This is a genomic window from Sphingopyxis sp. SE2, from assembly GCF_032227185.1.
Taxonomy (GTDB): Bacteria; Pseudomonadota; Alphaproteobacteria; order Sphingomonadales; family Sphingomonadaceae; genus Sphingopyxis.
This window is the reverse complement of sequence record NZ_JAPMXW010000001.1, coordinates 3,667,800-3,692,874: the sequence shown is the minus strand read 5'-3', so window position 1 is coordinate 3,692,874 and position 25,075 is coordinate 3,667,800. Positions and strand designations below refer to the sequence as shown.

General features: G+C 65.6%; 25 protein-coding genes. 13 read left to right on the top strand and 12 right to left on the bottom strand.

Annotation, left to right across the window (positions count from 1 at the left end; translation table 11 throughout):
* Window positions 1–18 precede the first annotated feature (18 nt).
* The 3 genes from OVY29_RS17660 to OVY29_RS17650 all read left to right on the top strand — a co-directional run bounded on the left by OVY29_RS17660 (window position 19) and on the right by OVY29_RS17650 (window position 2,424).
* On the top strand, window positions 19–1,356 hold the full coding sequence (locus OVY29_RS17660; RefSeq protein WP_052181941.1) for a NupC/NupG family nucleoside CNT transporter: 1,338 nt from the start codon (window positions 19–21) through the stop codon (window positions 1,354–1,356).
* A 122-nt stretch (window positions 1,357–1,478) separates the two neighbouring features.
* Entirely contained in the window at window positions 1,479–2,093 is a 615-nt protein-coding gene (locus tag OVY29_RS17655; RefSeq protein WP_037553147.1) for a beta/gamma crystallin-related protein, read from the top strand.
* A 13-nt stretch (window positions 2,094–2,106) separates the two neighbouring features.
* Window positions 2,107–2,424: an MliC family protein gene (locus tag OVY29_RS17650; protein WP_081932939.1), complete on the top strand. Its 318-nt coding sequence runs from the start codon at window positions 2,107–2,109 to the stop codon at window positions 2,422–2,424.
* A gap of 9 nt (window positions 2,425–2,433) precedes the next feature.
* Here OVY29_RS17650 and OVY29_RS17645 read toward each other — a convergent pair whose 3' ends face one another.
* From OVY29_RS17645 to gluQRS, 8 genes are all read right to left on the bottom strand, one after another.
* The gene (locus OVY29_RS17645) at window positions 2,434–2,922 is read right to left on the bottom strand and encodes a hypothetical protein (protein WP_313911813.1); all 489 of its coding nucleotides are present in this window, start codon (window positions 2,920–2,922) and stop codon (window positions 2,434–2,436) included.
* Window positions 2,923–2,987: 65 nt separating this feature from the next.
* Entirely contained in the window at window positions 2,988–3,590 is a 603-nt protein-coding gene (locus OVY29_RS17640) for a class I SAM-dependent methyltransferase (RefSeq protein WP_037553144.1), read from the bottom strand.
* The gene (locus tag OVY29_RS17635) at window positions 3,587–4,453 is read right to left on the bottom strand and encodes a 3-hydroxyacyl-CoA dehydrogenase NAD-binding domain-containing protein (RefSeq protein WP_313911811.1); all 867 of its coding nucleotides are present in this window, start codon (window positions 4,451–4,453) and stop codon (window positions 3,587–3,589) included. The genes OVY29_RS17640 and OVY29_RS17635 overlap by 4 nt, the downstream gene beginning before the upstream one ends.
* Before the next feature lie 69 nt (window positions 4,454–4,522).
* Window positions 4,523–5,509 (bottom strand): L-histidine N(alpha)-methyltransferase, encoded by a 987-nt coding sequence (gene egtD / locus OVY29_RS17630; RefSeq protein ID WP_037553142.1) that lies wholly within the window; start codon window positions 5,507–5,509, stop codon window positions 4,523–4,525.
* 268 nt (window positions 5,510–5,777) lie between these two features.
* On the bottom strand, window positions 5,778–7,043 hold the full coding sequence (gene egtB, locus OVY29_RS17625; protein WP_052181940.1) for an ergothioneine biosynthesis protein EgtB: 1,266 nt from the start codon (window positions 7,041–7,043) through the stop codon (window positions 5,778–5,780).
* Window positions 7,044–7,275: 232 nt separating this feature from the next.
* Window positions 7,276–7,857 (bottom strand): cob(I)yrinic acid a,c-diamide adenosyltransferase, encoded by a 582-nt coding sequence (locus OVY29_RS17620; protein WP_037553141.1) that lies wholly within the window; start codon window positions 7,855–7,857, stop codon window positions 7,276–7,278.
* 9 nt (window positions 7,858–7,866) lie between these two features.
* Complete coding sequence (locus tag OVY29_RS17615; RefSeq protein ID WP_037553140.1) at window positions 7,867–8,091, bottom strand: HIG1 domain-containing protein; 225 nt, start codon at window positions 8,089–8,091, stop codon at window positions 7,867–7,869.
* A 9-nt stretch (window positions 8,092–8,100) separates the two neighbouring features.
* On the bottom strand, window positions 8,101–8,964 hold the full coding sequence (gene gluQRS, locus OVY29_RS17610; protein WP_037553139.1) for a tRNA glutamyl-Q(34) synthetase GluQRS: 864 nt from the start codon (window positions 8,962–8,964) through the stop codon (window positions 8,101–8,103).
* Between the two features lie 170 nt (window positions 8,965–9,134).
* On the opposite strand from gluQRS, the gene OVY29_RS17605 reads away from it, so the two are divergent.
* The 3 genes from OVY29_RS17605 (at window position 9,135) to ppc (ending at window position 12,952) form a co-directional block, all read left to right on the top strand.
* On the top strand, window positions 9,135–9,701 hold the full coding sequence (locus OVY29_RS17605) for an HNH endonuclease (RefSeq protein WP_037553138.1): 567 nt from the start codon (window positions 9,135–9,137) through the stop codon (window positions 9,699–9,701).
* Window positions 9,702–9,784: 83 nt separating this feature from the next.
* A complete protein-coding gene (locus OVY29_RS17600) occupies window positions 9,785–10,210 on the top strand; it encodes a YbaY family lipoprotein (protein ID WP_037553137.1) in 426 nt (141 codons plus the stop codon).
* 63 nt (window positions 10,211–10,273) lie between these two features.
* On the top strand, window positions 10,274–12,952 hold the full coding sequence (gene ppc, locus OVY29_RS17595; protein WP_037553136.1) for a phosphoenolpyruvate carboxylase: 2,679 nt from the start codon (window positions 10,274–10,276) through the stop codon (window positions 12,950–12,952).
* A 118-nt stretch (window positions 12,953–13,070) separates the two neighbouring features.
* Here the strand turns inward: ppc and OVY29_RS17590 are convergent, their stop codons facing one another.
* From OVY29_RS17590 to OVY29_RS17575, 4 genes are all read right to left on the bottom strand, one after another.
* Window positions 13,071–13,589: a hypothetical protein gene (locus OVY29_RS17590; RefSeq protein ID WP_037553134.1), complete on the bottom strand. Its 519-nt coding sequence runs from the start codon at window positions 13,587–13,589 to the stop codon at window positions 13,071–13,073.
* 177 nt (window positions 13,590–13,766) lie between these two features.
* Window positions 13,767–14,570, bottom strand: a complete 804-nt coding sequence (locus OVY29_RS17585) for an SDR family oxidoreductase (protein WP_037553127.1) — start codon at window positions 14,568–14,570, stop codon at window positions 13,767–13,769.
* A 163-nt stretch (window positions 14,571–14,733) separates the two neighbouring features.
* Entirely contained in the window at window positions 14,734–15,852 is a 1,119-nt protein-coding gene (locus OVY29_RS17580) for an acyl-CoA dehydrogenase family protein (RefSeq protein WP_037553125.1), read from the bottom strand.
* A gap of 148 nt (window positions 15,853–16,000) precedes the next feature.
* Complete coding sequence (locus tag OVY29_RS17575) at window positions 16,001–17,182, bottom strand: acyl-CoA dehydrogenase family protein (protein WP_037553123.1); 1,182 nt, start codon at window positions 17,180–17,182, stop codon at window positions 16,001–16,003.
* 173 nt (window positions 17,183–17,355) lie between these two features.
* Between OVY29_RS17575 and OVY29_RS17570 the strand changes: the two genes are divergently transcribed.
* The 7 genes from OVY29_RS17570 to OVY29_RS17540 all read left to right on the top strand — a co-directional run bounded on the left by OVY29_RS17570 (window position 17,356) and on the right by OVY29_RS17540 (window position 25,073).
* On the top strand, window positions 17,356–18,213 hold the full coding sequence (locus OVY29_RS17570) for an SDR family NAD(P)-dependent oxidoreductase (protein WP_037553121.1): 858 nt from the start codon (window positions 17,356–17,358) through the stop codon (window positions 18,211–18,213).
* The gene (locus tag OVY29_RS17565; protein ID WP_313911806.1) at window positions 18,210–19,670 is read left to right on the top strand and encodes an MFS transporter; all 1,461 of its coding nucleotides are present in this window, start codon (window positions 18,210–18,212) and stop codon (window positions 19,668–19,670) included. Before OVY29_RS17570 ends, OVY29_RS17565 begins: the two co-directional genes overlap by 4 nt.
* A 110-nt stretch (window positions 19,671–19,780) precedes the next feature.
* Window positions 19,781–21,070 carry an acyl-CoA dehydrogenase family protein gene (locus OVY29_RS17560; RefSeq protein ID WP_037553119.1) on the top strand — a complete coding sequence of 430 codons (1,290 nt, stop codon included), beginning with the start codon at window positions 19,781–19,783 and terminating at the stop codon, window positions 21,068–21,070.
* Between the two features lie 110 nt (window positions 21,071–21,180).
* Window positions 21,181–22,272, top strand: coding sequence for a Zn-dependent alcohol dehydrogenase (locus tag OVY29_RS17555; protein ID WP_037553118.1), 1,092 nt, complete (start codon window positions 21,181–21,183; stop codon window positions 22,270–22,272).
* A 157-nt stretch (window positions 22,273–22,429) separates the two neighbouring features.
* On the top strand, window positions 22,430–23,497 hold the full coding sequence (locus OVY29_RS17550; RefSeq protein WP_037553114.1) for a phosphotransferase family protein: 1,068 nt from the start codon (window positions 22,430–22,432) through the stop codon (window positions 23,495–23,497).
* Window positions 23,494–24,270 (top strand): SDR family NAD(P)-dependent oxidoreductase, encoded by a 777-nt coding sequence (locus OVY29_RS17545; protein WP_037553111.1) that lies wholly within the window; start codon window positions 23,494–23,496, stop codon window positions 24,268–24,270. Before OVY29_RS17550 ends, OVY29_RS17545 begins: the two co-directional genes overlap by 4 nt.
* Window positions 24,270–25,073: an SDR family NAD(P)-dependent oxidoreductase gene (locus OVY29_RS17540; RefSeq protein WP_037553108.1), complete on the top strand. Its 804-nt coding sequence runs from the start codon at window positions 24,270–24,272 to the stop codon at window positions 25,071–25,073. The genes OVY29_RS17545 and OVY29_RS17540 overlap by 1 nt, the downstream gene beginning before the upstream one ends.
* The last annotated feature ends 2 nt before the right edge of the window (window positions 25,074–25,075 follow it).

Below are 25,075 nucleotides of genomic sequence, written 5' to 3'. Positions count from 1 at the left end.
GGGGGACGCATTTACATCATGGAACGCCTGATCGGTCTGCTTGGGATCGTCGCATTGCTTGCGATTGCCGTGCTTTTTTCGTCGAACCGGCGGTGGATTCGGCTGCGCGTCGTCATTCCCGCTTTCCTGCTCCAGGCCGGGTTCGCGATCCTCGTCATCGGGACGCCGTGGGGTCGCGCGGTGATCCAGGCGATGTCGAACGCCGTCTCGAACCTCCTCGGCTATGCCAAGGCCGGAACCGATTTCATCTTCGGCCCGCTCGCCTCGCCCGAAATGGGCGCGAACAGCTTCGCGATCGCGGCGCTGCCGGTGATCATCTTCTTCGCCTCGCTCATCTCGATCCTCTATTATCTCGGCATCATGCAGCTGGTGATCAAATGGGTCGGCGGGGCGATCCAGAAGATCACCGGTATCACCAAGGTCGAAAGCCTGGGTGCGGCCGCGAATATCTTCGTCGGCCAGTCCGAATCGCCGCTCGTCATCCGGCCCTATCTCGCCGGGCTCACCCCCTCGCAGCTCTTCACCGTGATGACGGTCGGCATGGCGGGTGTCGCGGGTACGATCCTCGGCGCTTATGCGAGCATGATCGGCGAAGAGCTCCTGCCCTATCTGCTCGCGGCGAGCTTCATGTCCGCGCCGGGGGGCATATTGATGGCCAAGATCATGATGCCCGACGATCCCAAGGACCTCGGCATCGAACCCGTGATCATGCCCGAGGCGAGCCATGACGAGGAAAAGCCCGCCAACATCATCATGGCGGCAGCGCAGGGCGCGCAGACGGGGGTCAAGCTGGCGGTCGCGGTCGGCGCGATGGTGCTCGCCTTCGTCGCGCTCGTCGCGCTCGCCAACGGGTTGCTTGCAGGAATCGGCGGCTGGTTCGGCTATCCCGATCTGTCTTTCCAAGCGGTCATCGGCGCGATCTTCCGCCCCGTGATGTGGCTGATGGGCGTGCCGTGGGAGGAAAGCGCGACGGTCGGCGGCCTGTTCGGCAGCAAGGTCGTGCTCAACGAATTCGTGGCCTTCATCGACCTTGGCAGGGCGCAAGCCGACATGTCGCTGGCGGCGGTCGCGATCGCCACCTTCGCGCTTTGCGGCTTCGCCAATTTCAGCTCGATCGCGATCCAGATGGCAGTGACCGGCGGACTCGCGCCGAACCAGCGTCCGATGATCGCCAAGCTCGGGCTGAAGGCGCTACTCGCTGGCAGCCTCTCGAACCTGATGTCGGCTGCACTTGCGGGGCTGATGCTCGGGATCGCGCCGCCGATGGCCACCCCGGCACCCGAGCCTGCCGCGATCCCGGCGGCCACGCCCGATACCGCCGTCGCCGCGCCGGCGCCATCGACGACAGTACCCTGATTCATTCCCACGAAACGCACGCGCGGATTGGCGATCGGGAGAGTTTGCAAGCCATCATGCAATGACGTAAATTATGGGAACATAACGAATCCCGGGTCATGTTCGTCAACAGGGAGGCTGTAATGAAATCCGCTTATCGTTTGTCGATCCTTGCCGCAGCCGCGGCGTCGATAGGGGCGGGTTTTCTCGCCACGTCGAACGCCCAGACCGTTGAAACAGAACGATACCGTCCGCCCGAGGCGACGATCTATCGCGACGCTGGCTATCGCGGCCCCGCGGTCTTCATCGGCGAGGAAAAGCCGAACCTTGGGCTCGCTTGGCCCGTCAATTCGATCCGCGTCACTCGCGGCCGCTGGGAGCTTTGCGAACGGACGCGCTATCGCGGGAACTGCCGGACGGTCGATCGCGACACGCCGATGCTGAACAATGTCCTGCGCGGCATCACCGTCCAGTCGATGCGTCCCGCCGGTTCGGGTGGCGGCGGCTGGAACCCCAACCCGCCCGCCAATGATCAGGTCGCGCGCGGCAATTTTGCCGAATTTCACACACAGCCGGCGACAAGCAACTACCGTGTCCTCGCCTGTACCCGCGGGTCGGCGACCGCCAATTGCGCTGCGCAGACGGCGGACAATTGGTGCCGCTCGATCGGCTGGAACGGGTCGGCGCGCGAGCATATGGAGACGGTGAGCGGCAGGGTTTACCTCGCCGACGTGCTCTGCGTTCGCTCGGGTTATTGAGGGGAGACCGATAATGAAGTCGATGACGGTTGTCGTGGTCGCCGCCGCGGTTCTTGCCCTTGCGGCCTGTTCGTCGGTGCCGCGCAACACCGGCACCAGCTATGATTGCAACCGCGGCACCAAGCTGAAGGTCGACTATGTCGGCAACACCGCGATCGTACGCGTCAACGGCCGGCGCTCGATGGTGCTGAAGCAGACCCCGTCGACGGGCGGTGCGGTCTATGAGAACAAGAAGGGCGCGCGGCTCCAGCGGAATGGCAACGAGGTGACGTGGAACACCGCGCTGCGCTCGGCGCCCGAAAGCTGCCGCACCGTCTACACGCCGCTCTGAGAGCCGGGATCAGGGCCGGGCCGGTTCCTTGCAGCCGCGCTCGAGTCCGACGCCCTTCAGGAAGCCGCGACGCACCGTCCCGGCGTAAACGGCGAGCGCGTAGCGCCGCCGTTCGGCATTGGCGCCGGTGACCTCGCCGATCAGTCCGCGGAAGGGGATGATGCCGCCCGCCACCGTGCCGGCGACGCGGCCGGCGGTTTCCTCGCGCTTCTTCGCGCGGCTCTTGTCGACTTGTTCGTTGACATCCGGGCCGAGCACTTCGTCGAGTTCGTTCACTTCGCGGATGATGGCGGCGCATTTGCCGAGGCCCGCCAGCGAATAGGGATCGCCTTGCACCTCAAGCAGCTTGGGGGGCACTTCCTTGCCGTCGAAGGGTTCGGTCACCGAATTGGCCGTGTCCTCGATCGTCGACTCTTCGGGCGCGCCCTGTTGGGCGTGGGCAGGTGCGGCGCCGGCCAGCAAGATTGCCGCAAGAGCGAATAACGCCTTGTTACGCATGATCATTCCATCCCCTACAGTCTCGCAGATCCAACGCGCCCGATGTCTTTCGGCTCCATCGCCCCCTATAGCGGGCGGCGCACGGTGATTTGAATCCATGGTACCTGCACCCCATCGTAGCCGCCGCCGAGACCTTCGGTAAGATCGAGCCAGTCCCAAGACGCGGCGTCACGATAAACGGATTCGAGTTCCTCGCGCGCAAAATAGTTGAAATAGCGACCGAACCGGTCTCGCCCTTCGCGTCCGCCGCCCTTGTAGCTCGCGAAATGCAGTCCGCCGGGTTTCAGCGCGCGATGGATACGCGCCAGCACGCCCGGAAGATCGCCGCGCGGCACATGGAGCAGGCTGGCCGACGCCCAGATGGCGTCGTAGCGGCCGACGGCGTCGAGTTCGCCGAAGCGCATCACGCGGACCGGCCTGCCGATCCTCGCTTCGGCCTGGGCCGCGATCTCGGCCACTCCGTCGGTTGGGTCGACCGCGAAACCGCGCACGATCATATGCGCGGCATCGCGCCCGCCGCCACAGCCGAGTTCGAGAATCTCCGCCCCCGCGGGCAACCGGTCGAGGAAGTGATCGAGATGGCGCGATACACCCGACGGGCCCGACGCCGAATAGACCGGCGCTTCGGCCGCGTAGAAGGCAAGCGTCCGGGCGTCGGAACCGCTCACCGCGTCGGGACGGGCTCCGGCCCCGTCCAGTCGTAAAAGCCGCGGCCGGTCTTTTTCCCGACCCAGCCGGCATCGACATATTGGACGAGCAAGGGCGCGGGACGGAATTTCGGATCGCCGGTGCCGCTGTAAAGCACGCGGATGATTTCGAGGCAGGTGTCGAGGCCGATGAAGTCGGCGAGCGTGATCGGTCCCATCGGATGATTGAGCCCAAGGCGGCAGCCCGTATCGATGTCCTGCATCGTTGCGACGCCCTCGCCAAGCGCGAAGACCGCTTCGTTGATGAGCGGCATCAGCACGCGGTTGACGATGAAGCCCGGCGCGTCGTTGGCGTGGACGATCTCCTTGCCGAGCCCGCCGCCATAGGTCTCGACCCTGGCGAGCGTATCGTCGCTCGTCGCGAGGCCGCGGATCAGTTCGATCAGCCCCATCACCGGCACCGGGTTGAAGAAATGGACACCGATGAAGCGCGCCGGATCGGGCGCCGCCTGGGCGAGCCGCGTGATCGGGATCGAACTGGTGTTGCTCGCGAGGATCGCGGTTGCCGAGAGATGTTCGCCGACGCTGGCGAAAATCGCGCGCTTGATTTCCTCGCGCTCGGTCGCCGCTTCGATGACGAGGTCGGCGGGGGCGAAGGCGCTATGGTCGGCAACGGGCGTGATGCGTTCGAGCAGCGCATCGGCGTCGCTCTGGCTCATCTTCTCTTTCGCGACCAGGCGGCCGAGTGCCTTGGCGATGCCGGCCTTGCCCGCTTCGGCGCGGGCGATGTCGATGTCGGAGAGGAGCACGTCGTGGCCGGCGCCCGCCGACACCTGCGCGATCCCCGCGCCCATCTGCCCCGCTCCGATAACGCCGACGATCATATCCTGCCCTTTCGCTGAAAACCTGCCCGTGGCCCTACGGCTTCGGGCAGGGGCGTCAAGAGCGAGCCGTCAGGGGGCGGAGCGGAACTCGGTCGCTTCGGCGAGGATCAGGGCAAAGGCGGGGCTGGCATCGTCCCATGTCGCGACCGGAGTCCAGCCGCCGGCGCGGAGCAGCAGGTTCGCGTCGCGGGCCCCGTATTTATGGCTGTTCTCGCTGTGGATCGTTTCGCCCTTCGCCATATGATAGGCGCGGCCGTCGATCGTGAAATCCATGTCGCAGGCGGCGACGAGGTGCATTTCGATGCGCGCGTGGACATCGTCCCAGACCGCGCGATGGCTGAAATTCTCGACCGCTATATCGCCGCCGAGTTCGCGGTTGATGCGTTCGAGCAGGTTGAGGTTGAAGGCGGCGGTCACCCCCGCCGGATCGTCATAGGCGGTTTCGAGTATGCCGATGTCCTTGATCCGGTCGATGCCGATCAGCATCAGCGACCCGTCGCCGAGCGTCGCGCGCCAGCCCCGCAAGAGGTCGATCGCGGTGCGCGCGACCATGTTGCCGATCGTCGAGCCCGGAAAAAAGCCGAGTTTCGGAAGCGGGCAGATTTCGCGCGGCAATTCGACCCGCTGGGTGAAATCGGCCTCGACCGGATAGATCGGCACCGCGGGGAAGCGCGCCGCGAGCGCCAGCGCGCTGTCGCGCAGGAAATCGCCCGAAATATCGACCGGGACATAGGCGGCGGGCGCGATGGCGTCGAGGAGCAGGGGCGTCTTGGTCGAGCTGCCCGAGCCGAGTTCGACGACCGCGCGGTCGGGGCCGGTCGCAGCGGCGATGTCGGCGGCGTGGCGCGTCAGCAGGTCGGTTTCGCTGCGCGTCGGATAATATTCGGGGAGCGCGGTGATATCCTCGAACAAGGCCGAGCCGGTCGCGTCGTAGAACCAGCGCGCCGGAATCGCCTTTTGCCGCTGCGCAAGGCCGGCGTGGACGTCGGCGCGAAAGGCGATGTCGACGCCGGCGTCATCGGCCGAAACCTGACGAAGGTTGCGCACAACACCCATGGTTAGGACCTCTTCAGGGCAACAGGCCGGCTGAGGCGCCAAAATGGCGAACATATCGGGCCAAATGACCCGCCGGGAATAGTGGTTCCATGCCCAAGGGGCATTTGGTTCGAGATGGAAGCCATTTTGTCGTCCCTTCGGGATTTGATCAAATTTGTCCGCTGCCGCGTCGGAATGCCTCGAAATATATTCATATGTCTTCGTCGCTCCTCCTTGCACCGAACAAATTTGCTTCAAACCTCAGCCGGCCTGTTGCCCTGAGGAGGTCCTACAGATCCTTCGCGAGGCGCAGACCGGTGAATTGCCAGCGCTGGTGGGGGTAGAAGAAGTTGCGGTAGGAAGCGCGGCAATGACCGCGCGGGGTCGCGCAGCTGCCGCCGCGGAGCACGAACTGGCCGCTCATGAACTTGCCATTATATTCGCCGACCGCGCCGGGCGCGGCGCGGAAGCCGGGATAGGGGCGATAGGCGCTGCCGGTCCATTCCCACACGCTGCCGAACATCTGTTGCAGATCGGTGTCGTCTGCAGCGGGCGTGGGCTGGACCGGCCCAGCGCCGTCGAGTTGCTGACCGCCGTCGGGATCAAGCCCCGCGGCGGACGCTTCCCATTCCTGCTCGGTCGGCAAGCGCGCGCCGGCCCAGCTGGCAAAGGCGTCGGCCTCGAAAAAGCTGATATGCGTCACCGGCGCGGCGGGGTCGATATCTTGCCAGCCCGACAGGGTGAAAAGCTGGCCGTCCCGCCAATAGGCGGGCGCCTCGACGTCTTCGGCCTGCACCCATGCCCAGCCATCGCTGAGCCAGAGCGCGGCGGTATGATAGCCGCCGTCGGCGATGAATTCCTGCCATTCGCCATTGCTGACCGGGCGGCTCGCGAGCGCGTGCGGGGTGAGCAGCGCGTCGTGGCGCGGACCTTCGCAGTCGAAGGCGAAGCCCTCGCCGCCGTGGCCGACCGCGGCGACGCCTTCGGCGCCCTTCACCCATTTCATGGCGGAAAATTTCCGAACTTCGCTCGCGATCGGCGCGTTCCACACCGCGGGGCCGAGCGGATTTTGCGCGAAAAGATGCTTGATGTCGGTGAGCAGCAATTCCTGATGCTGCTGCTCGTGATGGATGCCGAGCTCGACCAGTGCCAGCGTGCTCGCCGGAAGGTCGGGCAGCGCGCTCTGCACCGCGGCATCGACATGCGCGCGCCAGACGCACACGTCGTCGAGCGAGGGGCGCGTCAGCAGCCCGCGATGCCGGCGGGCGTGGCGCGGCCCCTCGGCCTCATAATAGGAGTTGAAAAGAAAGGGATAGCGATCGTCGAAGAGGCCATAGCCCGGCACATGGTCGCGCAGGATGAAGGTTTCGAAGAACCATGTCGTGTGCGCGAGATGCCATTTGGCGGGCGAGGCGTCGGGCATCGACTGCGCGCTCGCGTCGGCGTCGGAGAGGGTCTCCGCGAGTTCGAGCGACAGACGCCGCGTCGCGGCAAAGCGCCGGGTCAGCGCCTCGATCGGGTCGGTGCGGTTCGAAGCGTCGGTGCGGCTGGCCATGCTGTGACAATTCCCCGGGGAGCGATTCGGTTTCGCGGTTCACCCGATTATGGTTACAGCATGTGGCAAAGTCTAGAACATTTAGGGAACAAAATAATCCTCCCCGTCACGGAGCGATGGGAGGTGGCAGCCCGTAGGCTGACGAAGGGGCCGTTAGCGCGACGTCTCCGCCCCTCCACCGCCGCCTACGACGGCGGTCCCCCTCCCCACCGCTTCGCGGCAGGGAGGATTTTCACCGCGTCGCGCCGGGTTTCCAGAGGATATCGCCGCCCGCGGCGGCGTTGAGGTGCCGTGTGAGCACGAAGAGATGGTCCGACAGGCGGTTGAGATAAGCGAGCGCGAGCGGGTTGAGCTTGCGCGCCGCGCCCGCCGCGACCGCAGCGCGTTCGGCGCGGCGCGTGACCGCGCGCGCGAGGTGGAGGCGTGCCGCGGCTTCGGTGCCGCCGGGCAGGATGAAGCTTTTGAGCGCGTCGAGATTGTCGTTCATCGCGTCGATCTCGTCCTCAAGCCGCGCGATCTGGCTCGGCACGATGCGCAGCGCCATGTCGTGCGGGCCGAAGCCGAACTGGATGTCGGGCGGGGTCGCAAGATCGGCGCCGAGGTCGAAGAGCTCGTTCTGGATGCGCGACAGCATCGCGGCTTCGTAGCTTGTGGCGTCGATCGCCGCGGCAGCGATGCCGATCGCGCTGTTCGCTTCGTCGACTTCGCCGATCGCCGCCATCAGCGCGTCGGACTTGGCGATGCGCGAGCCATCGACGAGGCCGGTGGTGCCGTCGTCGCCGGTGCGCGTGTAGATCTTGTTAAGCTTGACCATCGCCGGGCCTTAGCTTCCGGCAGCAAAAACGCCGATCAGCACGAGCAGGATGATGGTGATCGCCTGCCATTTGACGCGGGCCATCATCATCTTGTTCTGCATCACCTGATTTTCCTGGACGGTGCCCTCGACCTGGGCGCGGTGGCCCTGCGAGAAATAGAAGAGCCCCCGCGCGAGCGAGAAGAGGACGAAGCCGGCGGCGATGACGACGCCAAGGATGAGCAGGATTTCCATAGAACCTATCTAGGGATTTTGCAGCGAATAGCCAGTGGGAAGCCTGTCGACCGCCAAATCGGCCGCAAGCGTGCGGCCGTCGGCACCCGCGTCGCGCAGCGATTTGAGCGACGCCGCGGCGTCGCGCTTGGCGAGTCTTCTACCGTCCGCGCCGCAAACGAGCGCATGGTGGCGATAAACCGGCACGGCCAGGCCGAGCAAAGCCTGCAGCAGCCGGTGAACGTCGGTTGAGGCGATCAGGTCGGCGCCGCGGATGACGTGCGTCACGCCCATGGCGGCGTCGTCGAGCGTGCTCGCAAGATGATAGGAGGCGGGCGCGTCCTTGCGCGCGAGGACGATATCGCCGTGCGCGGCGGGGTCGGCGAGGCGCAGCCCCTGCCCCGCTTCTTCCCAGACGAGATCGCCGGCCTCCGCCGCCGCGCGCGCCATGTCGAGGCGCCAGCAATGCGGCTCGTCCGCCATGCGCAGTTCGCGCTCGCCCACGGACAGGTCGCGGCAGGTGCCGGGATAGATCGCGCCGGACGGTCCATCTGGGGGCCCGTGCGGCGCCGACAGGCTGGCGGCGATGTCGGCGCGGGTGCAGAAACAGGGGTAGACGAGGCCACGCGCGCGAAGGTCGTCGAGCGCGGCGGCATAGCTGCCGAGCCGGTCGGACTGGCGCACCGGATCGCCGTCCCGGTCGATCCCGAGCCATGCGAGGTCGGCGAGCGAGCCGGTGACATAATCCTCGCGCGAGCGGCCGCCGTCGATATCGTCGATGCGGAGACGAAATTGCCCGCCCACGGCGCGCGCGGCAGCGTGCGCGAGAACCGCGCTATAGGCATGACCCAAGTGCAGGTCGCCGGTCGGGCTGGGGGCGAAACGCGTCAGCATTGCCTCTGCAATGAATCCATATGCTGTACCGAGTCAAAGCGAATCATTCCATATCTTGCGGAAATAAGCCCCTTGACGGCAGAATCTGATAGGGCATGTAATGACAGTGTCACGCGCGGGAGGCAGTGGCGCGCCATCCCGTGAAGCAATGGGGGCAGCGTTACCTAGCCATGTTCCATCCCGATCTTGCCCGGCATCCCGACAGCTGTCCGGCGCTCGTTCTCAACGCCGACTATACGCCGCTGAGCTATTATCCTTTGAGCCTCTGGCCCTGGCAGACCGCGGTGAAGGCGGTGTTCCTCGACAGGGTCACCATCGTCGAAAATTACGAGCGCGAGATTCATTCGCCGACGCGGACGATGCCGATCCCGAGCGTGATCGCTCTCCGCCAATATGTGAAGCCGTCGGAGCATCCCGCCTTCACGCGCTTCAACCTGTTCCTGCGCGACCGCTTCGCCTGCCAATATTGCGGGTCGGGCAAGGACCTGACCTTCGATCATGTCGTGCCGCGCCGGCTGGGCGGGCGGACGACATGGGAAAATGTCGCGACCGCCTGCGCCCCTTGCAACCTCAAGAAGGGCGGCCGCACCCCGCAGCAGGCGCATATGCCGCTCTATCGCCAGCCGTGGCGTCCGACGAGCTGGCAGTTGCAGGACAATGGGCGGGCGTTTCCGCCGAATTATCTCCATACGAGCTGGATCGACTGGCTTTACTGGGATGTTGAACTCGAAGGCTGAACGGCGCATGGGCGGGCGCGACAGCATGGGTTCACCTCGATGGAATTAGGCGCGCGCCAACCATCGAAAAAAGGAGAAACATCATGGTTCGCATCAGCCGCATGCTCGCCGTCAGTGCGATCGCCGGGCCGCTGCTCGCCGCCTGCGCGACGATCCCGCCCGCCGAAGAGCCGGTCTCGGTCACCGGCAGCATCACCTATCGCGAGCGCATGGCATTGCCGCCGACGGCGCAGGTCGAAGTGACGCTAGCCGACGTCAGTTTGATGGACGCACCGTCGAAGACGATCGCACAGCAAAGCTTCACCGCCGACGGCCGGCAGGTGCCCTTCGCCTTTTCGCTAACCGTCGATCAGCGCCAGCTCGATCCGCGCCACAGCTATGCGGTGTCGGCGCGGATCACGGATGCGTCGGGCAGGTTGATGTTCATCACCGATACGCGCAACTCTGTTACGTTCGACGGCCGCCGCGCAATCGATCTGGGCATGCTGACACTCGTCAAGACGAACTGATCTTATAGGCGCATAGCTATGCGCCGCTTGACCCTGCATCTTCGCAGGTGCAGCAAGCGGCGCATGGGCCCGCCTATCCAGATCTCGCAAAATCCCGACATCCGCTATTTGGGGCGGATCCTCGGCGACGTCATCCGCGCCTATGGCGGCGACAAATTGTTCCGCCAGACCGAATATATCCGCTCGTCGAGCGTCGACCGGCACCGCGGCATCGCGGGGGCCGAGGCGATCGACCCGGGGCTCGATGCGCTGAGCCTCGACGACACGATTTCCTTCGTGCGCGGCTTCATGCTGTTTTCGATGCTCGCGAACCTGGCCGAGGACCGGCAGGGGGTCGCGGCCGAACCCGAGGCGACGGTCGCGGCGGCGCTCGAAAAGCTGAAGGCCGACGGGATCGACGATGACGCGGTCGCCGCGCTGCTCGGCGCCTCACTCGTCGCGCCGGTGCTCACCGCGCATCCGACCGAAGTGCGCCGCAAGTCGGTGCTCGACCACAAGAACCGCGTCGCCGAACTGATGCGGATGCGCGATGCCGGGCTCGACGAGACGCCCGAAGGCGATGTGATCGAGGACGCGATCCGGCGGCAGGTCGTCCTCCTGTGGCAGACGCGGCCGCTGCGCACGCAGAAATTGTTCGTCGCCGACGAGATCGACAATGCGCTGACCTATTTGCGCGACGTTTTCCTGCCCGTGGTGCCCAAGCTCTATGCGCGCTGGGAGAAGGAGCTGGGCGTCCGCCCCGCGAGCTTCCTGCGCGTCGGGAGCTGGATCGGCGGCGACCGCGACGGCAATCCCTTCGTTACCGCCGAGACGTTGCGACAGGCGACGTCGCGCAACGCCGCGGCGGTGATCGGCCATTATATCGACCAGGTCCACGCATTGGGCGCCGAACTGTCGGTGTCGTCGAGCCTCGCGCCGGTGCCCGAGGCGGTCGAAGCGCTGGCGGAAGCGAGCGGCGACGCCGCGCCGAGCCGCGGCGACGAACCCTATCGCCGGGCGCTGTCGGGCATTTATGCGCGGCTGTCGGCCACGTATCTGGCGATCACCGGCAAGGCGCCGCCGCGCCCCGCCGCGCTGAAGGGCGAGGCCTATGCCACCCCCGCCGATTTCCGCCGCGACCTCGTCACCATCGCGAACGGCCTGTCGGCGAGCGGCAAGGGACAACTTGCGGGTATCGGCGCGCTCGGGCGGCTGATCCGCGCGGTCGAGGTGTTCGGTTTCCACTTGGCGACGCTCGACATGCGGCAGAATAGTGCGGTGCACGAACGCGTGCTCGCCGAGCTGCTGGCGGTATCGGGCGTGTGCGCCGACTATCTGGCGCTGGACGAAGCGGCGCGCGTCGCGCTGCTCACCGCCGAACTCGCGAGCGACCGGCCGCTCGCCGCGCCCTGGCATCAGTGGAGCGAGGAGACCGCGGGCGAACTGGCGATCGTCCATGCCGCAGCCGACGTGCGGGCCCGGCTCGGCAAGGATGCGATCTGCCAGTGGATCATCAGCATGGCGCAGGACCTGTCCGACCTGCTCGAGGTCCATGTCCTCGCGCGCGAAGGCGGGCTGTGGCGGAGCGGCACCGAGGCGGGCGCCAGCAATCTGATGGTCGTGCCGCTGTTCGAGACGATCGACGACCTGAGCCGCGCGCCCGACATCATGCGCCGCTATTTCGCGATGCCCGAAATCGGCCCGCAGGTCGGGGTGCGCGGGCATCAGGAAGTGATGATCGGCTATTCGGATTCGAACAAGGACGGCGGCTATTTCACCTCGACCTGGGGATTGCATCAGGCATCGCAGGCACTGACTCCGGTGTTCGACGAGGTCGACACCGCGATGCAGCTGTTCCACGGCCGCGGCGGTGCGGTCGGCCGCGGCGGCGGCAGCGCCTTTGCGGCGATCCGCGCGCAGCCCGCGGGCACCGTGCAGGGCCGCATCCGCATCACCGAACAGGGCGAGGTGATCGCCGCCAAATATGGCACGATCGACAGTGCGGCGACGAACCTCGAAGCGATGGTGTCGGCGAGCCTGCTCGCGAGCCTCGAGCCCGAGAGCCTTGGCGGGGATGCGAGCGAGTCCTTCACCACCGCGATGGACGCCTTGTCCGATACCGCCTTCGCCGCCTATCGCGATCTTGTCTATGGCACGCCGGCGTTCAAGGATTTCTTCCGCGCGATGACGCCGATCGCCGAGATCGCGACGCTCAAGATCGGATCGCGTCCGTCGAGCCGCAAGAAGAGCACGGCGATCGAGGATCTGCGCGCGATCCCCTGGGTGTTCAGCTGGGCGCAGGCGCGCACGATGCTGCCCGGCTGGTACGGCACCGGCGAGGCGTTCGCGGCGTTCGGTGATCGAGCGCTGCTCGCCGACATGGCGCAAAGCTCGCCCTTCTTCGCCGCGCTGCTCGGCAATATGGAGATGGTGCTCGCGAAGTCCGACATGGGAATCGCGGCGCGCTATGCCGGGCTGGCAAGCGAAGTCGACGGGCATGACGCGATCTTCGGCCGCATCAAGGATGGCTGGAACCGCGCGCACGACGGGCTGCTGGAGATCACCGGCCAGACGCGGTTGCTCGAGAGGAACCCGGCGCTCGAGGCGTCGATCCGGCTGCGGCTGCCCTATATCGAGCCGCTCAACCTGCTGCAGATCGAGCTGATGAAGCGCCACCGCGCGGGCGAAACCGACCCGCGCATCGCCGAGGGTATCCAGCTGACGATCAACGCGATCGCGACGGCGCTTCGGAACAGCGGATAGGAAGCCAAGTCGCGCCACCAAAACCGTCACCCCGGTGAAGGCCGGGGTCTCGACCTCTCGCCAGTACGCAACGGAGAGATCCCGGCCTTCGCCGGGATGACGATCACAGGAGCGAAGCTCAGCTCTTGGTGATCAGCACCTTGCCCTTGGCGTTCGCGCCGTCGGGGCCGAAGTTGATCGTGAAATCCTCGCCGTCCTTCGTCTTGCCCGCGAGCGTGTCGCCGCTTCGCGTGACCTTGACGCCGTTTTTGGCGAATTCGCCCGCCATCCAGTCGGCCGCCTTCGCGGGCGCGGCGGGCGAGGTAAAGCCGAGTTCGACCCGCGCCTTGTCGGCGCCCCCCTTGTCGCTCGCGTCGACGTTGACCGTCGTCACGTTACTGCCGGGGTAGAGCTTGACCCCGTCGATGTCGAAATCGCCCTCGATGTCGAGATCGACGAAGTCGGGGACGTCGATGTTGATCGCGGCCCCTTCACCGCCGATGCTGATCTTGCCGCCGTCCTTGCCGGTGCGGATCTTGACGCCGCCGCCGTCGCCTTCGGCATTGATCGAGACCTCGGTCGCGTCGCCGGCCGCCTTCTCGTTCGACCCGCAGGCGGCGAGGAGCATCATCGGGGGAATCAGGAACGCCAGACGCATGGTCAATCTCCTTGGTGCATTAGTTATATAATACACCTTGGAGTAATTGAGTCAATCTCCCCCTTTCGTCATGCCGGGCTTGACCCGGATCCATGCAACGGCCGCAGTCGTGGACCCCGGATCAAGTCGAACGAGCCACGTGTCTCGTTCGAGGGTGACGATGCAGGAGAGGAGGCGTCAGGCGTCGATGCTGGTTTTCAGATCGCCGTGCACCAGCCCGCCGTCGACGGTGATCGTGTCGCCGACGACATAGTCGCCCGCCTTCGATGCGAGGAAGATCGCGGCGCCGGCCATGTCCTCGGGCACGCCGATGCGCTTGACCGGGATGCTCTTCGCCACCGCGTCGCCATGGTCGCGCGCGGCCTTGTTCATGTCCGACTGGAAGGCGCCCGGCGCGATCGCGGTGACGAGGATATGGTCGGTGACCAGCCGCGCGGCCATGCGCTTGGTGAGGTAGAGGATCGCCGCTTTCGACGCGTGGTAGCTGTATGTTTCCCACGGGTTGAGCCGCATGCCGTCGATCGAGCCGATGTTGATGACCTTTGCCGGGCGGTCGGCGGTGCCGCCGGCCTTTAGCAGCCCGTGCAGCGCCTGCGTCAGGAAGAAGGGCGACTTGACGTTGATGTCCATCACCTTGTCCCAGCCCGCCTCGGGGAAGCCTTCGAAGGGTTCGCCCCACGCCGCGCCGGCGTTGTTGACGAGGATGTCGAGCCGCTCCTCGCGCGCTTCGAGTTCCTTGGCGAGCGCGCGGCAACCCTCGACGGTCGAGAGATCGACGGGAAGGCCGATGACCTTGCCCGGATAGCGCGTTTCGAAATCGGCGACGGCTTCCTCGATCTGCGCACTCTTGCGCGCCGAAATATAGACGCGCGCGGCGCCCGCGGCGAGATAGCCCTCGACGATCATCTTGCCGATGCCGCGCGAGCCGCCGGTGACGAGTGCGATACGGCCGTCGAGGCCGAACATGTCATTGAGGTTCATTGGTTGGGCTCCTCTTGAAGCCCCCTCCCCTTCAGGGGAGGGGTTGGGGTGGGGTTCGGCGAGGTAGCGTAAGGCCGATGCCCCCCACCCCGCTCGACTAAGGCCCGGCTAACGCCGGACCAAGTCTCTCTGCCCCTCCCCTGAAGGGGAGGGGTTCGGCTGATTAGTAGCCGTTCATCCGCGCGACCTGATCGATGTGATAATGCACGTCGCCCATATATTCGGCGAGCGCGCGGTCGCGTTTCATATAGAGGCCGATGTCATATTCGTCGGTCATGCCGATGCCGCCGTGCATCTGCACGCCTTCGCGCACCGCGAGGTTCGCGGCGCGGCCCGCCTTGGCTTTCGCGACCGAGACCATCAGCTTCGCGCCCTCGCTGCCCTCGTCGAGCAATTGCTGCGCCTTCATTACCGTGGCGCGCGCGACTTCCATCTCGCCGTAGAGATGCGCGGCGCGGTGCTGGAGGCTCTGGAACTCGCCGATCAGCTTGCCGAACTGCTTGCGTTCCTTGAGGTAATTGACGGTCATGTCCATCGCGCCCTGGCCGACGCCGACCATCTCGGCGGCGGCGCCGGTGCGGGTCGCGGCGAGCAGCGCGTCGAGGATCTCGCCGCCGGCATCGACCTCGCCGATCACCGCGTCGGCATCGACCTCGACGCCGTCGAGCGTGACGTGGCTCGCGAGCGAGGAGTCGACGAGACGGCGCGGATCGGCGGTCAGGCCCTTCGCGTCCTTCGGCACCGCGAACAAAGTGATGCCGCCGTCACTCTTCGCCGCGACGATGCTGACATCGGCGACATGGCCGTGGAGCACGAAGCTCTTCTTGCCGTCGAGGCGAAAGCCGTTTCCGGCGCGCGTCGCGGTCGTCGCGATGCGGTCGGGGCGGTGCTTCGCGCCCTCGTCGATCGCGAGCGCGACGATCGCCTCGCCCGACGCGATGGCGGGAAGCCAGCGGCCGGCCTGCGTTCCGCCCGCCTTCGCCAGCGCGGCGACCGCGCCGACGCCGGTCGAGAGGAAGGGCGACGGGGTCAGGTTGCGGCCGATTTCCTCGAGCACGATGCCCGCCTCCATATGCCCCATGCCGAGCCCGCCATGCGCCTCGGGAACGAGCATGCCGGGCAGGCCCATTTCGGTGAATTGCGCCCAGAGATCGCGCGAAAAGCCGGTCGCGTCGGCGCTGTCGCGTAGCTTGCGGAGGTGCGAAACCGGCGCCTGTTCGGCCACGAAGGGGGCGACGCTGTCCTTGAGCATCGCCTGATCGTCATTGTGATAGAGCGGCATATCTGTCTCCTTAGCCCCTCCCCTTCAGGGGAGGGGTTGGGGTGGGGTCTGTCGGCGTGGCGTAAGGCCGATAGACCCCACCCGCTGCGACTAGGGAGCAAGCTCCCAAGTCTCGCTGCCCTCCCCTGAAGGGGAGGGCGTGTCTCGTTTACGCCCCCGGCAAATCCAGGATGCGCTTGGCGATGACGTTGAGCATGACTTCGCTCGTCCCGCCTTCGATCGAATTCGCCTTGGTGCGCAGCCACCCGCGCGCGCGCGCGCCGCCCTTGCTTTCCTCGCTGTCCCATTCGAGCGCTTCGCTGCCGCCGCCCGACATCACCAGCTCGTGTCGCCGCTTGTTGAGCTCGGTCCCGACATATTTCATCATGTTCGAGCTGGCCGGATGCGCGCGGCCGGTCTTCCACATATCCATGAAACGCTCGCCCATGGCCCTGTAGGCAAAGACATCGACGTCGAACGCCGCCATTTCGGCGCGGAGGATCGGGTCGTCGAGTTCGCCCGCCGCATTCTTGCCGAACGCCTTGGCAAAGGCGCCGCCGATGCTGACCATGTCGCCGCCCGCACCGCCGCCCGAGATCATCTCGCGTTCGTGGCCAAGCAGATATTTGGCGACGTCCCAGCCGCGGTTGATCTCGCCGACATATTGCGTCTTCGGCACTTCGACATCGTCGAAGAAGGTTTCGCAGAAGGGCGAGTTGCCCGAAATCAGCAGGATCGGCTTGGTCGTGACGCCCTTGCTCTCCATGTCAAAGAGCATGAAGGTGATGCCCTGATATTTGTTCGTCTTGTCGGTGCGGACGAGGCAGAAAATCCAGTCGGCCTTGTCGGCGTAGCTGGTCCAGATCTTCGACCCGTTGACGACCCAGTGATCGCCCTTGTCCTCGCCGAAGGTCTGCAAGCTGACAAGGTCGCTGCCCGAGCCGGGTTCCGAATAGCCCTGGCACCAGCGGATTTCGCCGCGTGCGATCGGGTTCAGATATTGGACCTTCTGCTCCTCGGTCCCGAATTGCAGCAGCGCGGGGCCGAGCATCCAGATACCGAAGCTGTCGAGCGGCGAGCGCGCCTTGATGCGCTTCATTTCCTGTTTGAGGATCTTGGTCTGCTCGGGGGTCAGCCCGGCACCGCCATAGGGCTTCGGCCAGTCGGGCACGGTATAGCCCTTTGCCACGCACGCTTCGAGCCACGCTTTCTGCGCTTCATTCTTGAATTTGAAATTGCGCCCGCCCCAGCAGACGTCACCCTCGTCGCGGATCGGTTCGCGCATTTCGGCGGGGCAGTTCGCCTCCAGCCATTCCCGCACCTCGGTACGGAAAGCGTCCAGTTCGCTCATCCTTTTGGCTCCTCTTCTGCGCCCAAATCTACGTCCGCTTCGCCACTTTACGCAAGCGTCAACTTGGAGAATCGGGCCTGCCGTTACGGCGCCGTAGCGTCGATTCGACCGCCGTTGACGCGTCACCTTTGGCGCCTAAGCTAAGTGGCAAAAGAAAACGGGAGAATGGGTCAATGCGATTCGCAGGCAAGATTGCCGTCGTCACCGGAGCGGCGTCGGGCATAGGCAAGGCAGCGGTTTTGAAACTCGCGGGCGAAGGCGCGCATGTCTTCGCCGCCGACATCGACGAGGCGGGCGGACAGGCACTCGCCGAGCAGTCGAACGGCAAGATCGACTTCGTGCGCTGCGACGTCACCAAGCCATCGGACATCGAGGCACTGATGAATGAAGCCGCGGCGAAAGCCGGCGGCATCGACATCGTGTTCAATAATGCCGCCGCCGCGGGCGACCGCGCGCCGATCGACGAGATCAGCCCCGAGGGCTGGGACCGGACGATGGATCTCGTGCTGAAGTCGGTCGCGATGGGCATCCGCTATGCCGCGCCGCATATGAAGGGCCGCAAGGGCGCGAGCATCGTCAACACCGCGAGCGTCGCGGCGCTCGGCGCGGGCTATTCGCCGATCGCCTATGCGGTGGCGAAGGCGGGCGTGCTGCATCTCTCCAAGGTCGCCGCGACCGACCTTGCGCGTTACGGCATTCGCGTCAACGCGATCTGCCCCGGCTTCATCAACACCAATATCTTCACCTCGTCGCTCGATGTGCCCGAGGCGAATAAGGATGAGGCGAAGGCGATCATCGCGGGGATGAGCGCGGCCGCGCAACCCGTCGCGCGCGGCGGCCAGCCCGAGGATATCGCCAACGCGGTCGCCTATCTCGCGAGCGAGGAATCCTCCTTCATGACCGGCACGCATATGCTGGTCGACGGCGGGCTGACCATCGGCCAGCGCCACGCGTGGGACCCCGAAGCCCCCGGCCTGTTCGACGCCCTCGTCGCGATGGAGGAGGCCGCCAAGGCCGGAGCCGACGCGTGAGCGCGGCCGCCGCGACGGTTCCGCCGCCCAAACGCCTGCCCGTCTGGCTGAAGCTCGTGCACGGGCTCGGCAGCATCGCTTACGGCGTCAAGGAAAACGGCTTTTCGACCTTCCTGCTGCTCTTCTACAATCAGGTCATCGGGCTCGACGCCGGCGTCGTCGGCATCGCTATCATGGTTGCGCTGATCTTCGATGCGTTCGTCGACCCGGTGATCGGCGAACTGACCGACCGCACCCGCAGCCGCTGGGGCCGCCGCCTGCCATGGCTCTATATCGCGCCCTTCCCGCTCGCGTTCGCGTGGATGGCGCTGTGGAGCCCGCCAGAAATGAGCGACGCGGCGACCGTCGCCTGGCTGATCGGCTTCGCGATCATCGTGCGCGCACTCGTGTCGATGTGCGAAGTGCCGTCGGTAGCGATCGTCCCCGAACTCACCGCCGATTATGACGAGCGCACCGCGGTGATGCGCTACCGCTTCCTGTTCGGCTGGGGCGGCGGGCTGGTGATCCTCGTCCTCGCCTATGGCGTCATTTTCGGCGGCGCCAAGGGGCTGGTCGATCCGGCGGGCTATTTCCCCTATGCGCTGACCGGGGCGCTCGTCATGCTCGGCGCCGTCGTCATCTCGGCGGCGGGCCAGCACAAGCGGATCGCGGTGTCGAATCTCGCCGACCACCAGCCCGCAATGAGCCTGTCGCATATCCTGCGCGACATGCGCGATACGCTGTCGAACCGCGCCTTCCTGTGGCTGGTGTTCGCCGCGCTGTTCGGCTTCGTCAATCAGGGCATCACCTTTGCGATGAACAATTATCTGCTGAGTTTCTTCTGGCAGTTCACGCGGGGGGAGATGGTCGCCTATGTCTTCCTGCTGTTCGGGACGATGATCGCGGCCTTTCTGCTCGTCGCGCCGCTGTCGACCAAGCTCGGCAAGCGCGACGCCGCGATCGTCGCCGGTGCGATCTCGCTGATCGTCAACAGCGGCATTTATTTCGCGTGGATTCAAGGCTTTTTTCCGGGCCTGCCCGGCAAGCCGAGTGTCGCCACGATGTTCGCGCTCGTTTTCGTCAGCAACAGCTTCTCGATCATCCTGATGATCCTCTCCTCGTCGATGATGGCCGACGTCGTCGAGGCGTCGCAGAGCGAGACGGGGCGCCGGTCGGAAGGGCTGTTCTTCGCGGGCTATTTCTTCATGCAGAAATGCGCGACGGGCATCGGCATCTTCGCTGCGGGGATGATCCTGTCCTTCGCCGCCTTTCCGGCCGGGGCCAAGCCGGGACAGGTCAGCAACGCGGTGCTCGGCGATCTGGCGCTCGGTTACATGCTTTCGGTGCTCGTCATCGGGATCGTCGGGCTGATCGTGATGCGGCGCTTTCCGATTTCGCGCGCCGATCACGAGGCGCGGCTGGCGCTGCTGGGCGACGCGGCGCGCGCCGAACCCGACGCGAGCGGGGCGCACCCGTAAGCGAAAAATGCGCGCCATGACCAAATGAGGTAATTTTCGGACCGCAGGACTTGGCAAGGCCCGCGAATCGGTCCAAGGGTTTACGTGAACGTAAAGGGAAGGATGTGGAGATGGATTTCGATCTCACCGACCGGCAGGTCTATTGGCGCGACCGGGTGCGCGATTTCATCGAACGCAAGGTCCGCCCCGCCGTCCCCACCTATAACGAACAGGACAAGGCGGGCGACCGCTGGAAGGTCATCCAGGTCGTCGAGGACCTGAAGGCCGAGGCGAAGGAAGCCGGCATCTGGAACCTGTTCATGCCCCCGCGCAGCGCCGCGCATCACCATGTCGACGAGACGTTCGAGTTCGAGGGGCCCGGCCTCACCAACCTCGAATATGCGCTGTGCGCCGAGGAAATGGGCCGCGTCGGCTTTGCGAGCGAGGTGTTCAACTGCTCGGCGCCCGACACCGGCAATATGGAGGTGTTCCACCGTTACGGGACGCGCGCGCAGAAGGACAAATATCTCGGCCGGCTGATGAACGGCGAGATTCGTTCGGCCTTTCTGATGACCGAACCGCGCGTCGCCTCGTCCGACGCGACGAATATCGAAACGCGCATCGAGCGCGACGGCGACGATTATGTGATCAACGGCCGCAAATGGTGGTCGTCGGGCGCGGGCGATCCGCGCTGCGAGGTCGCGATCGTGATGGGCAAAACCGACTTTGCCGCCAAGCGCCACGCGCAACAGTCGATGGTGCTGATGCCGCTGAACGCCCCCGGGGTGAACATCCTGCGCCACCTCCCCGTCTTCGGTTATGACGATGCGCCGCACGGCCATATGGAAATCGAACTGAAGGACGTGCGCGTCAATGCCGAGGAAGCGATGCTGCTCGGCGAGGGGCGCGGGTTCGAGATCGCGCAAGGGCGCCTCGGGCCCGGCCGCATCCACCATTGCATGCGCACGATCGGCGTGGCGGAAGAAGCGATCGCGAAGATGGCGAAGCGCCTCCAGTCGCGCGTGGCGTTCGGCAAGAAGGTCGCCGAATACAGCATCTGGGAACATCGCCTCGCGCGCGCGCGCATCGATATCGAGATGACGCGCCTGCTGTGTCTGAAAGCCGCCGACATGATGGACAAGGTCGGCAACAAGACCGCGGCGGCCGAGATCGCGATGATCAAGGTGCAGGCGCCGAACATGGCGCTCAAGATCATCGACGATGCGATCCAGGCGCATGGCGGCGCCGGCGTGTCGGAGGATTTCGGGCTCGCCAAGGCCTATGCGCATCAACGCACGTTGCGTCTGGCCGACGGTCCCGACGAAGTCCACGAACGCGCGATCGCGCGCATCGAATTCGCCAAACATAGCGAGGCGAGCGATCCGGGCTTTTCGTCGGGCGACATCGGGGTATCACGCTAAAGGATAATCCGTTCGTGCTGAGCTAGTCGAAGCACCGTCCTTCTTTCTCGCATACAGAAAGAACGGCCCTTCGACAGGCTCAGGGCAAACGGCAAGAGAGGGTAGTCTAAATGACCAAAGCCGCGATCCTGATCGAGCCGGGCAAGCCGCTGTCCATCGAGGACGTCGTCGTTGCCGATTGCGGCCCGCACGAGGTGCGCATCCGCACCGCCGCGTGCGGGCTGTGCCATTCGGACCTGCATTTCATCGACGGCGCTTATCCGCATCCGCTGCCCGCGATCCCCGGCCACGAAGCCGCGGGCATCGTCGAGGCGGTCGGCAGCGAAGTGCGCACGGTGAAGGTCGGCGATGCGGTCGTCACCTGCCTCTCCGCTTTCTGCGGCCATTGCGAGTTCTGCGTCACCGGGCGCATGTCGCTGTGCATGGGCGGCGACACGCGGCGGCCGGCGGGATCGGCCCCGCGCATTACGCGCCCCGACGGGTCGCCGGTGAACCAGATGCTCAACCTCTCGGCCTTTTCGGAAGTCATGCTGGTCCACGAACATGCGTGCGTCGCGATCGACCCCGACATGCCGCTCGACCGCGCCGCGGTGATCGGCTGCGCGGTGACGACGGGTGCGGGAACGATCTTCAACGCGTGCAAGGTGACGCCGGGCGAGACCGTCGCGGTCGTCGGCTGCGGCGGCGTGGGCCTCGCGACGATCAACGCCGCGAAGATCGCGGGTGCGGGGCGCATCATCGCCGCCGACCCCGTGCCCGAAAAGCGCGAACTCGCGAAGAAGCTGGGGGCGACCGACGTCGTCGATGCGCTATCGGACGACGCCGCGAAGCAGATCGTTGAAATCAGTAAGGGCGGCGTCGACCATGCGATCGAGGCCGTGGGGCGTCCCGCCTCGGCGAGCCTCGCCGTCGCGTCGCTGCGGCGCGGCGGCACCGCGACAATCCTCGGCATGATGCCGCTCGCCGAGAAGGTCGGCCTCAGCGCAATGGACCTGCTGTCGGGCAAGAAATTGCAGGGCGCGATCATGGGCGGCAACCGCTTCCCGGTCGACATCCCGCGGCTCGTCGACTTCTACCTGCGCGGGCTGCTCGACCTCGACTCGATCGTCGCCGAGACGATCCCGCTGGGACAAGTCAACGAAGGCTTCGACAAGATGAGGAAAGGCGACGCCGCACGGTCGGTGATCGTGTTCGACCAATGAGCGTGGGGCACGTCCCCCAATCCTCCCCGTCGAAGATGGGGAGGGGGACCGGCCGCAGGCTGGTGGAGGGGCAGCGAGCGCCGCTCGCCTCCTTCGTCGGCCCCTCCACCATGCTTCCCATGGTCCCCCTCCCCACGCTTCGCGCAGGGAGGAACATATGACCTTGGACGCCCAGAAAGCCTTCAGCGGCACCGTTGCGCCCGAGGGCGCCGATGTGCTCGACGAGGCGAAGCTGACCGCGTGGATGGAAGCCAATGTCGAGGGCTTCGAAGGTCCGCTGACGCAGGGCAAGTTCGCCGGCGGCCAGTCGAACCCGACGTACAAGATTTCGGCCCCGTCGGGCAATTATGTGCTGCGCCGCAAGCCCTTCGGCCCACTGCTGCCCTCGGCGCATGCGGTCGATCGCGAGTATAAGGTGCAGGCAGGCCTGCATAAAATGGGCTTCCCCGTCGCGCGCCAATATGGCCTCTGCACCGATGATTCGGTGGTCGGCAGCTGGTTCTATGTGATGGGCATGGTCGACGGCCACACGATCTGGGACGGCGCTATGCCGGGATCGACCCCCGAGAACCGCCGCGCGACCTATGAGGCGATGATCGACACGCTTGCGGCGCTGCACAGCGTCGATATCGAGGCGGCGGGGCTCAGTGACTTCGGCAAGCCCGGCAATTATTTCGGCCGCCAGGTTGACCGCTGGACCAAGCAGTACCGCCTCTCCGAAACCGAGACGATGGACGAGATGGAGCAGCTGATCGCGTGGCTGCCCGCAACCTTGCCCGAGCAGACGCGTACCAGCGTCGTCCATGGCGATTACCGCATCGACAATATGATCTTCGCCAAGGATCGGCCCGAGGTACTCGCGGTGCTCGACTGGGAGCTGTCGACGCTGGGCGATCCGCTCGCCGATTTCACCTATGTCGCGATGGCGTGGGTGACCGAAAATGGCGGGCGGTCGGGGGTGATGGACCTCGACCGCAAGGCGCTCGGCATTCCCGAACTCGACGAGATGGTCGAACGCTATTGCCAAGCCACCGGCCGCGACGGCGTGCCCGACATGAACTGGTATTTCGCCTATAATTTCTTCCGCCTCGCCGGCATCATGCAGGGGATCAAGAAGCGCGTCATCGACGGCACCGCTTCCTCCGCCCATGCGAAAGCGATGTCCGAACGCGTCCGTCCGCTCGCCGAAAAGGCGTGGGACTTTGCACGAAAGGCCGGCGCATGAGCCTGTTCGACATGACCGGGCAGGTCGCGCTGATCACCGGATCGTCGCGCGGCATTGGCAAGGCCACGGCCGAAGCGATGGCCGAGCAGGGCGCGAAGGTGGTGATTTCGAGCCGCAAGCAGGATGCGTGCGACGCGACCGCAGCGGAGATCAACGCGAAGTTCGGCGACGGCACGGCGATTTCGGTTGCCGCCAACATCTCGTCGAAGGACGATTTGCAGAACCTCGTCAACGAAACGCGCGCCGCCTTCGGCAAGATCACCGCGCTCGTCTGCAACGCGGCGTCAAACCCCTATTATGGTCCCGGCCTCGGGATCAGCGACGATCAGTTCCGCAAGATCATGGACAATAATATCCTGTCCAATCACTGGCTGATCACGATGGTCGCGCCCGAAATGCTCGAACGCGGCGAAGGGTCGATCACGATCATCAGCTCGATCGGCGGGCTGAAAGGATCGCCGATCATCGGCGCCTATGGGATTTCGAAAGCCGCCGACATGCAGGTCGCGCGCAATTTTTCGGTCGAGTTCGGACCCAGCGGCGTGCGCGTCAACTGCATCGCGCCGGGCCTGATCCGCACCGACATGGCACGCGCCTTGTGGGAAAATGAAGAAAATCTGGGGCGCTCGACCGCCGCCTCGACCCTGAAGCGGATCGGCGAGCCGCACGAGATCGCGGGCGCCGCGGTCTTCCTCGCCAGCAAGGCGGGGGCATTCACCACCGGCCAGACCATCGTGTGCGATGGCGGAGCCACGATTTCGGGAGGCGCATGATGGGCGCATTGGACGGCAAGGTTGCGATCATCACGGGCGCGGGCAGCGGCATCGGCCGCGCGAGCGCGCTGCGCTTCGCCGCCGAGGGCGCGAAGCTCGTCATCGGCGACAAGAGTGCGGCGGTGCACGACACGGCAAAGCTGGTGAAGGATGCGGGCGGCGAAGTCGTCGCGCTCGAAATCGACGCGGGCGTAGAAGCCGATGTCGCCTCGCTCGTCGCGGCCGCGAAAGAGAATTTCGGTGGCCTCGACGTCGCCTTCGCCAATGCCGGGATCATCGGCGACATGGGCGGCATCTTCGATTTCGATCCCGCCCAATGGACCGAAACGCTGCGCGTCAACCTGATCGGCCCCGCGCTGATGGTGAAACATGCGGGCAAGGCGATGGTCGACCAGGGCCGCGGCGGCGCGATCGTGCTGACCGCGAGCGTTGCCGGGATCAATTCGGGCGCGGGCCCGGGTGCTTACTCCGCGTCGAAAGCGGGGGTGATCAACCTTGCCAAGGTCGCGGCGCAGCAGCTGTCGACGAGCGGCGTGCGGGTCAATGCCGTCTGCCCCGGCCTGACCGAAACGGGGATGACCAAGCCGACCTTCGATTATGCCAAGGCCAAGGAAGTCACGCACAAACTCGGCCAATTGAACCCTTTACGCCGCGCGGCGCAGCCCGAGGAGCTCGCCAATGTCGCGCTGTTCCTCGCGAGCGATCAGGCGAGCTATGTCAACGGACAAGCGATCGCGGTCGATGGCGGCCTCACCAGTTCGCACCCGGTGACGCGCCAGTTGCTTGGCCAGACCTCGCACTGATA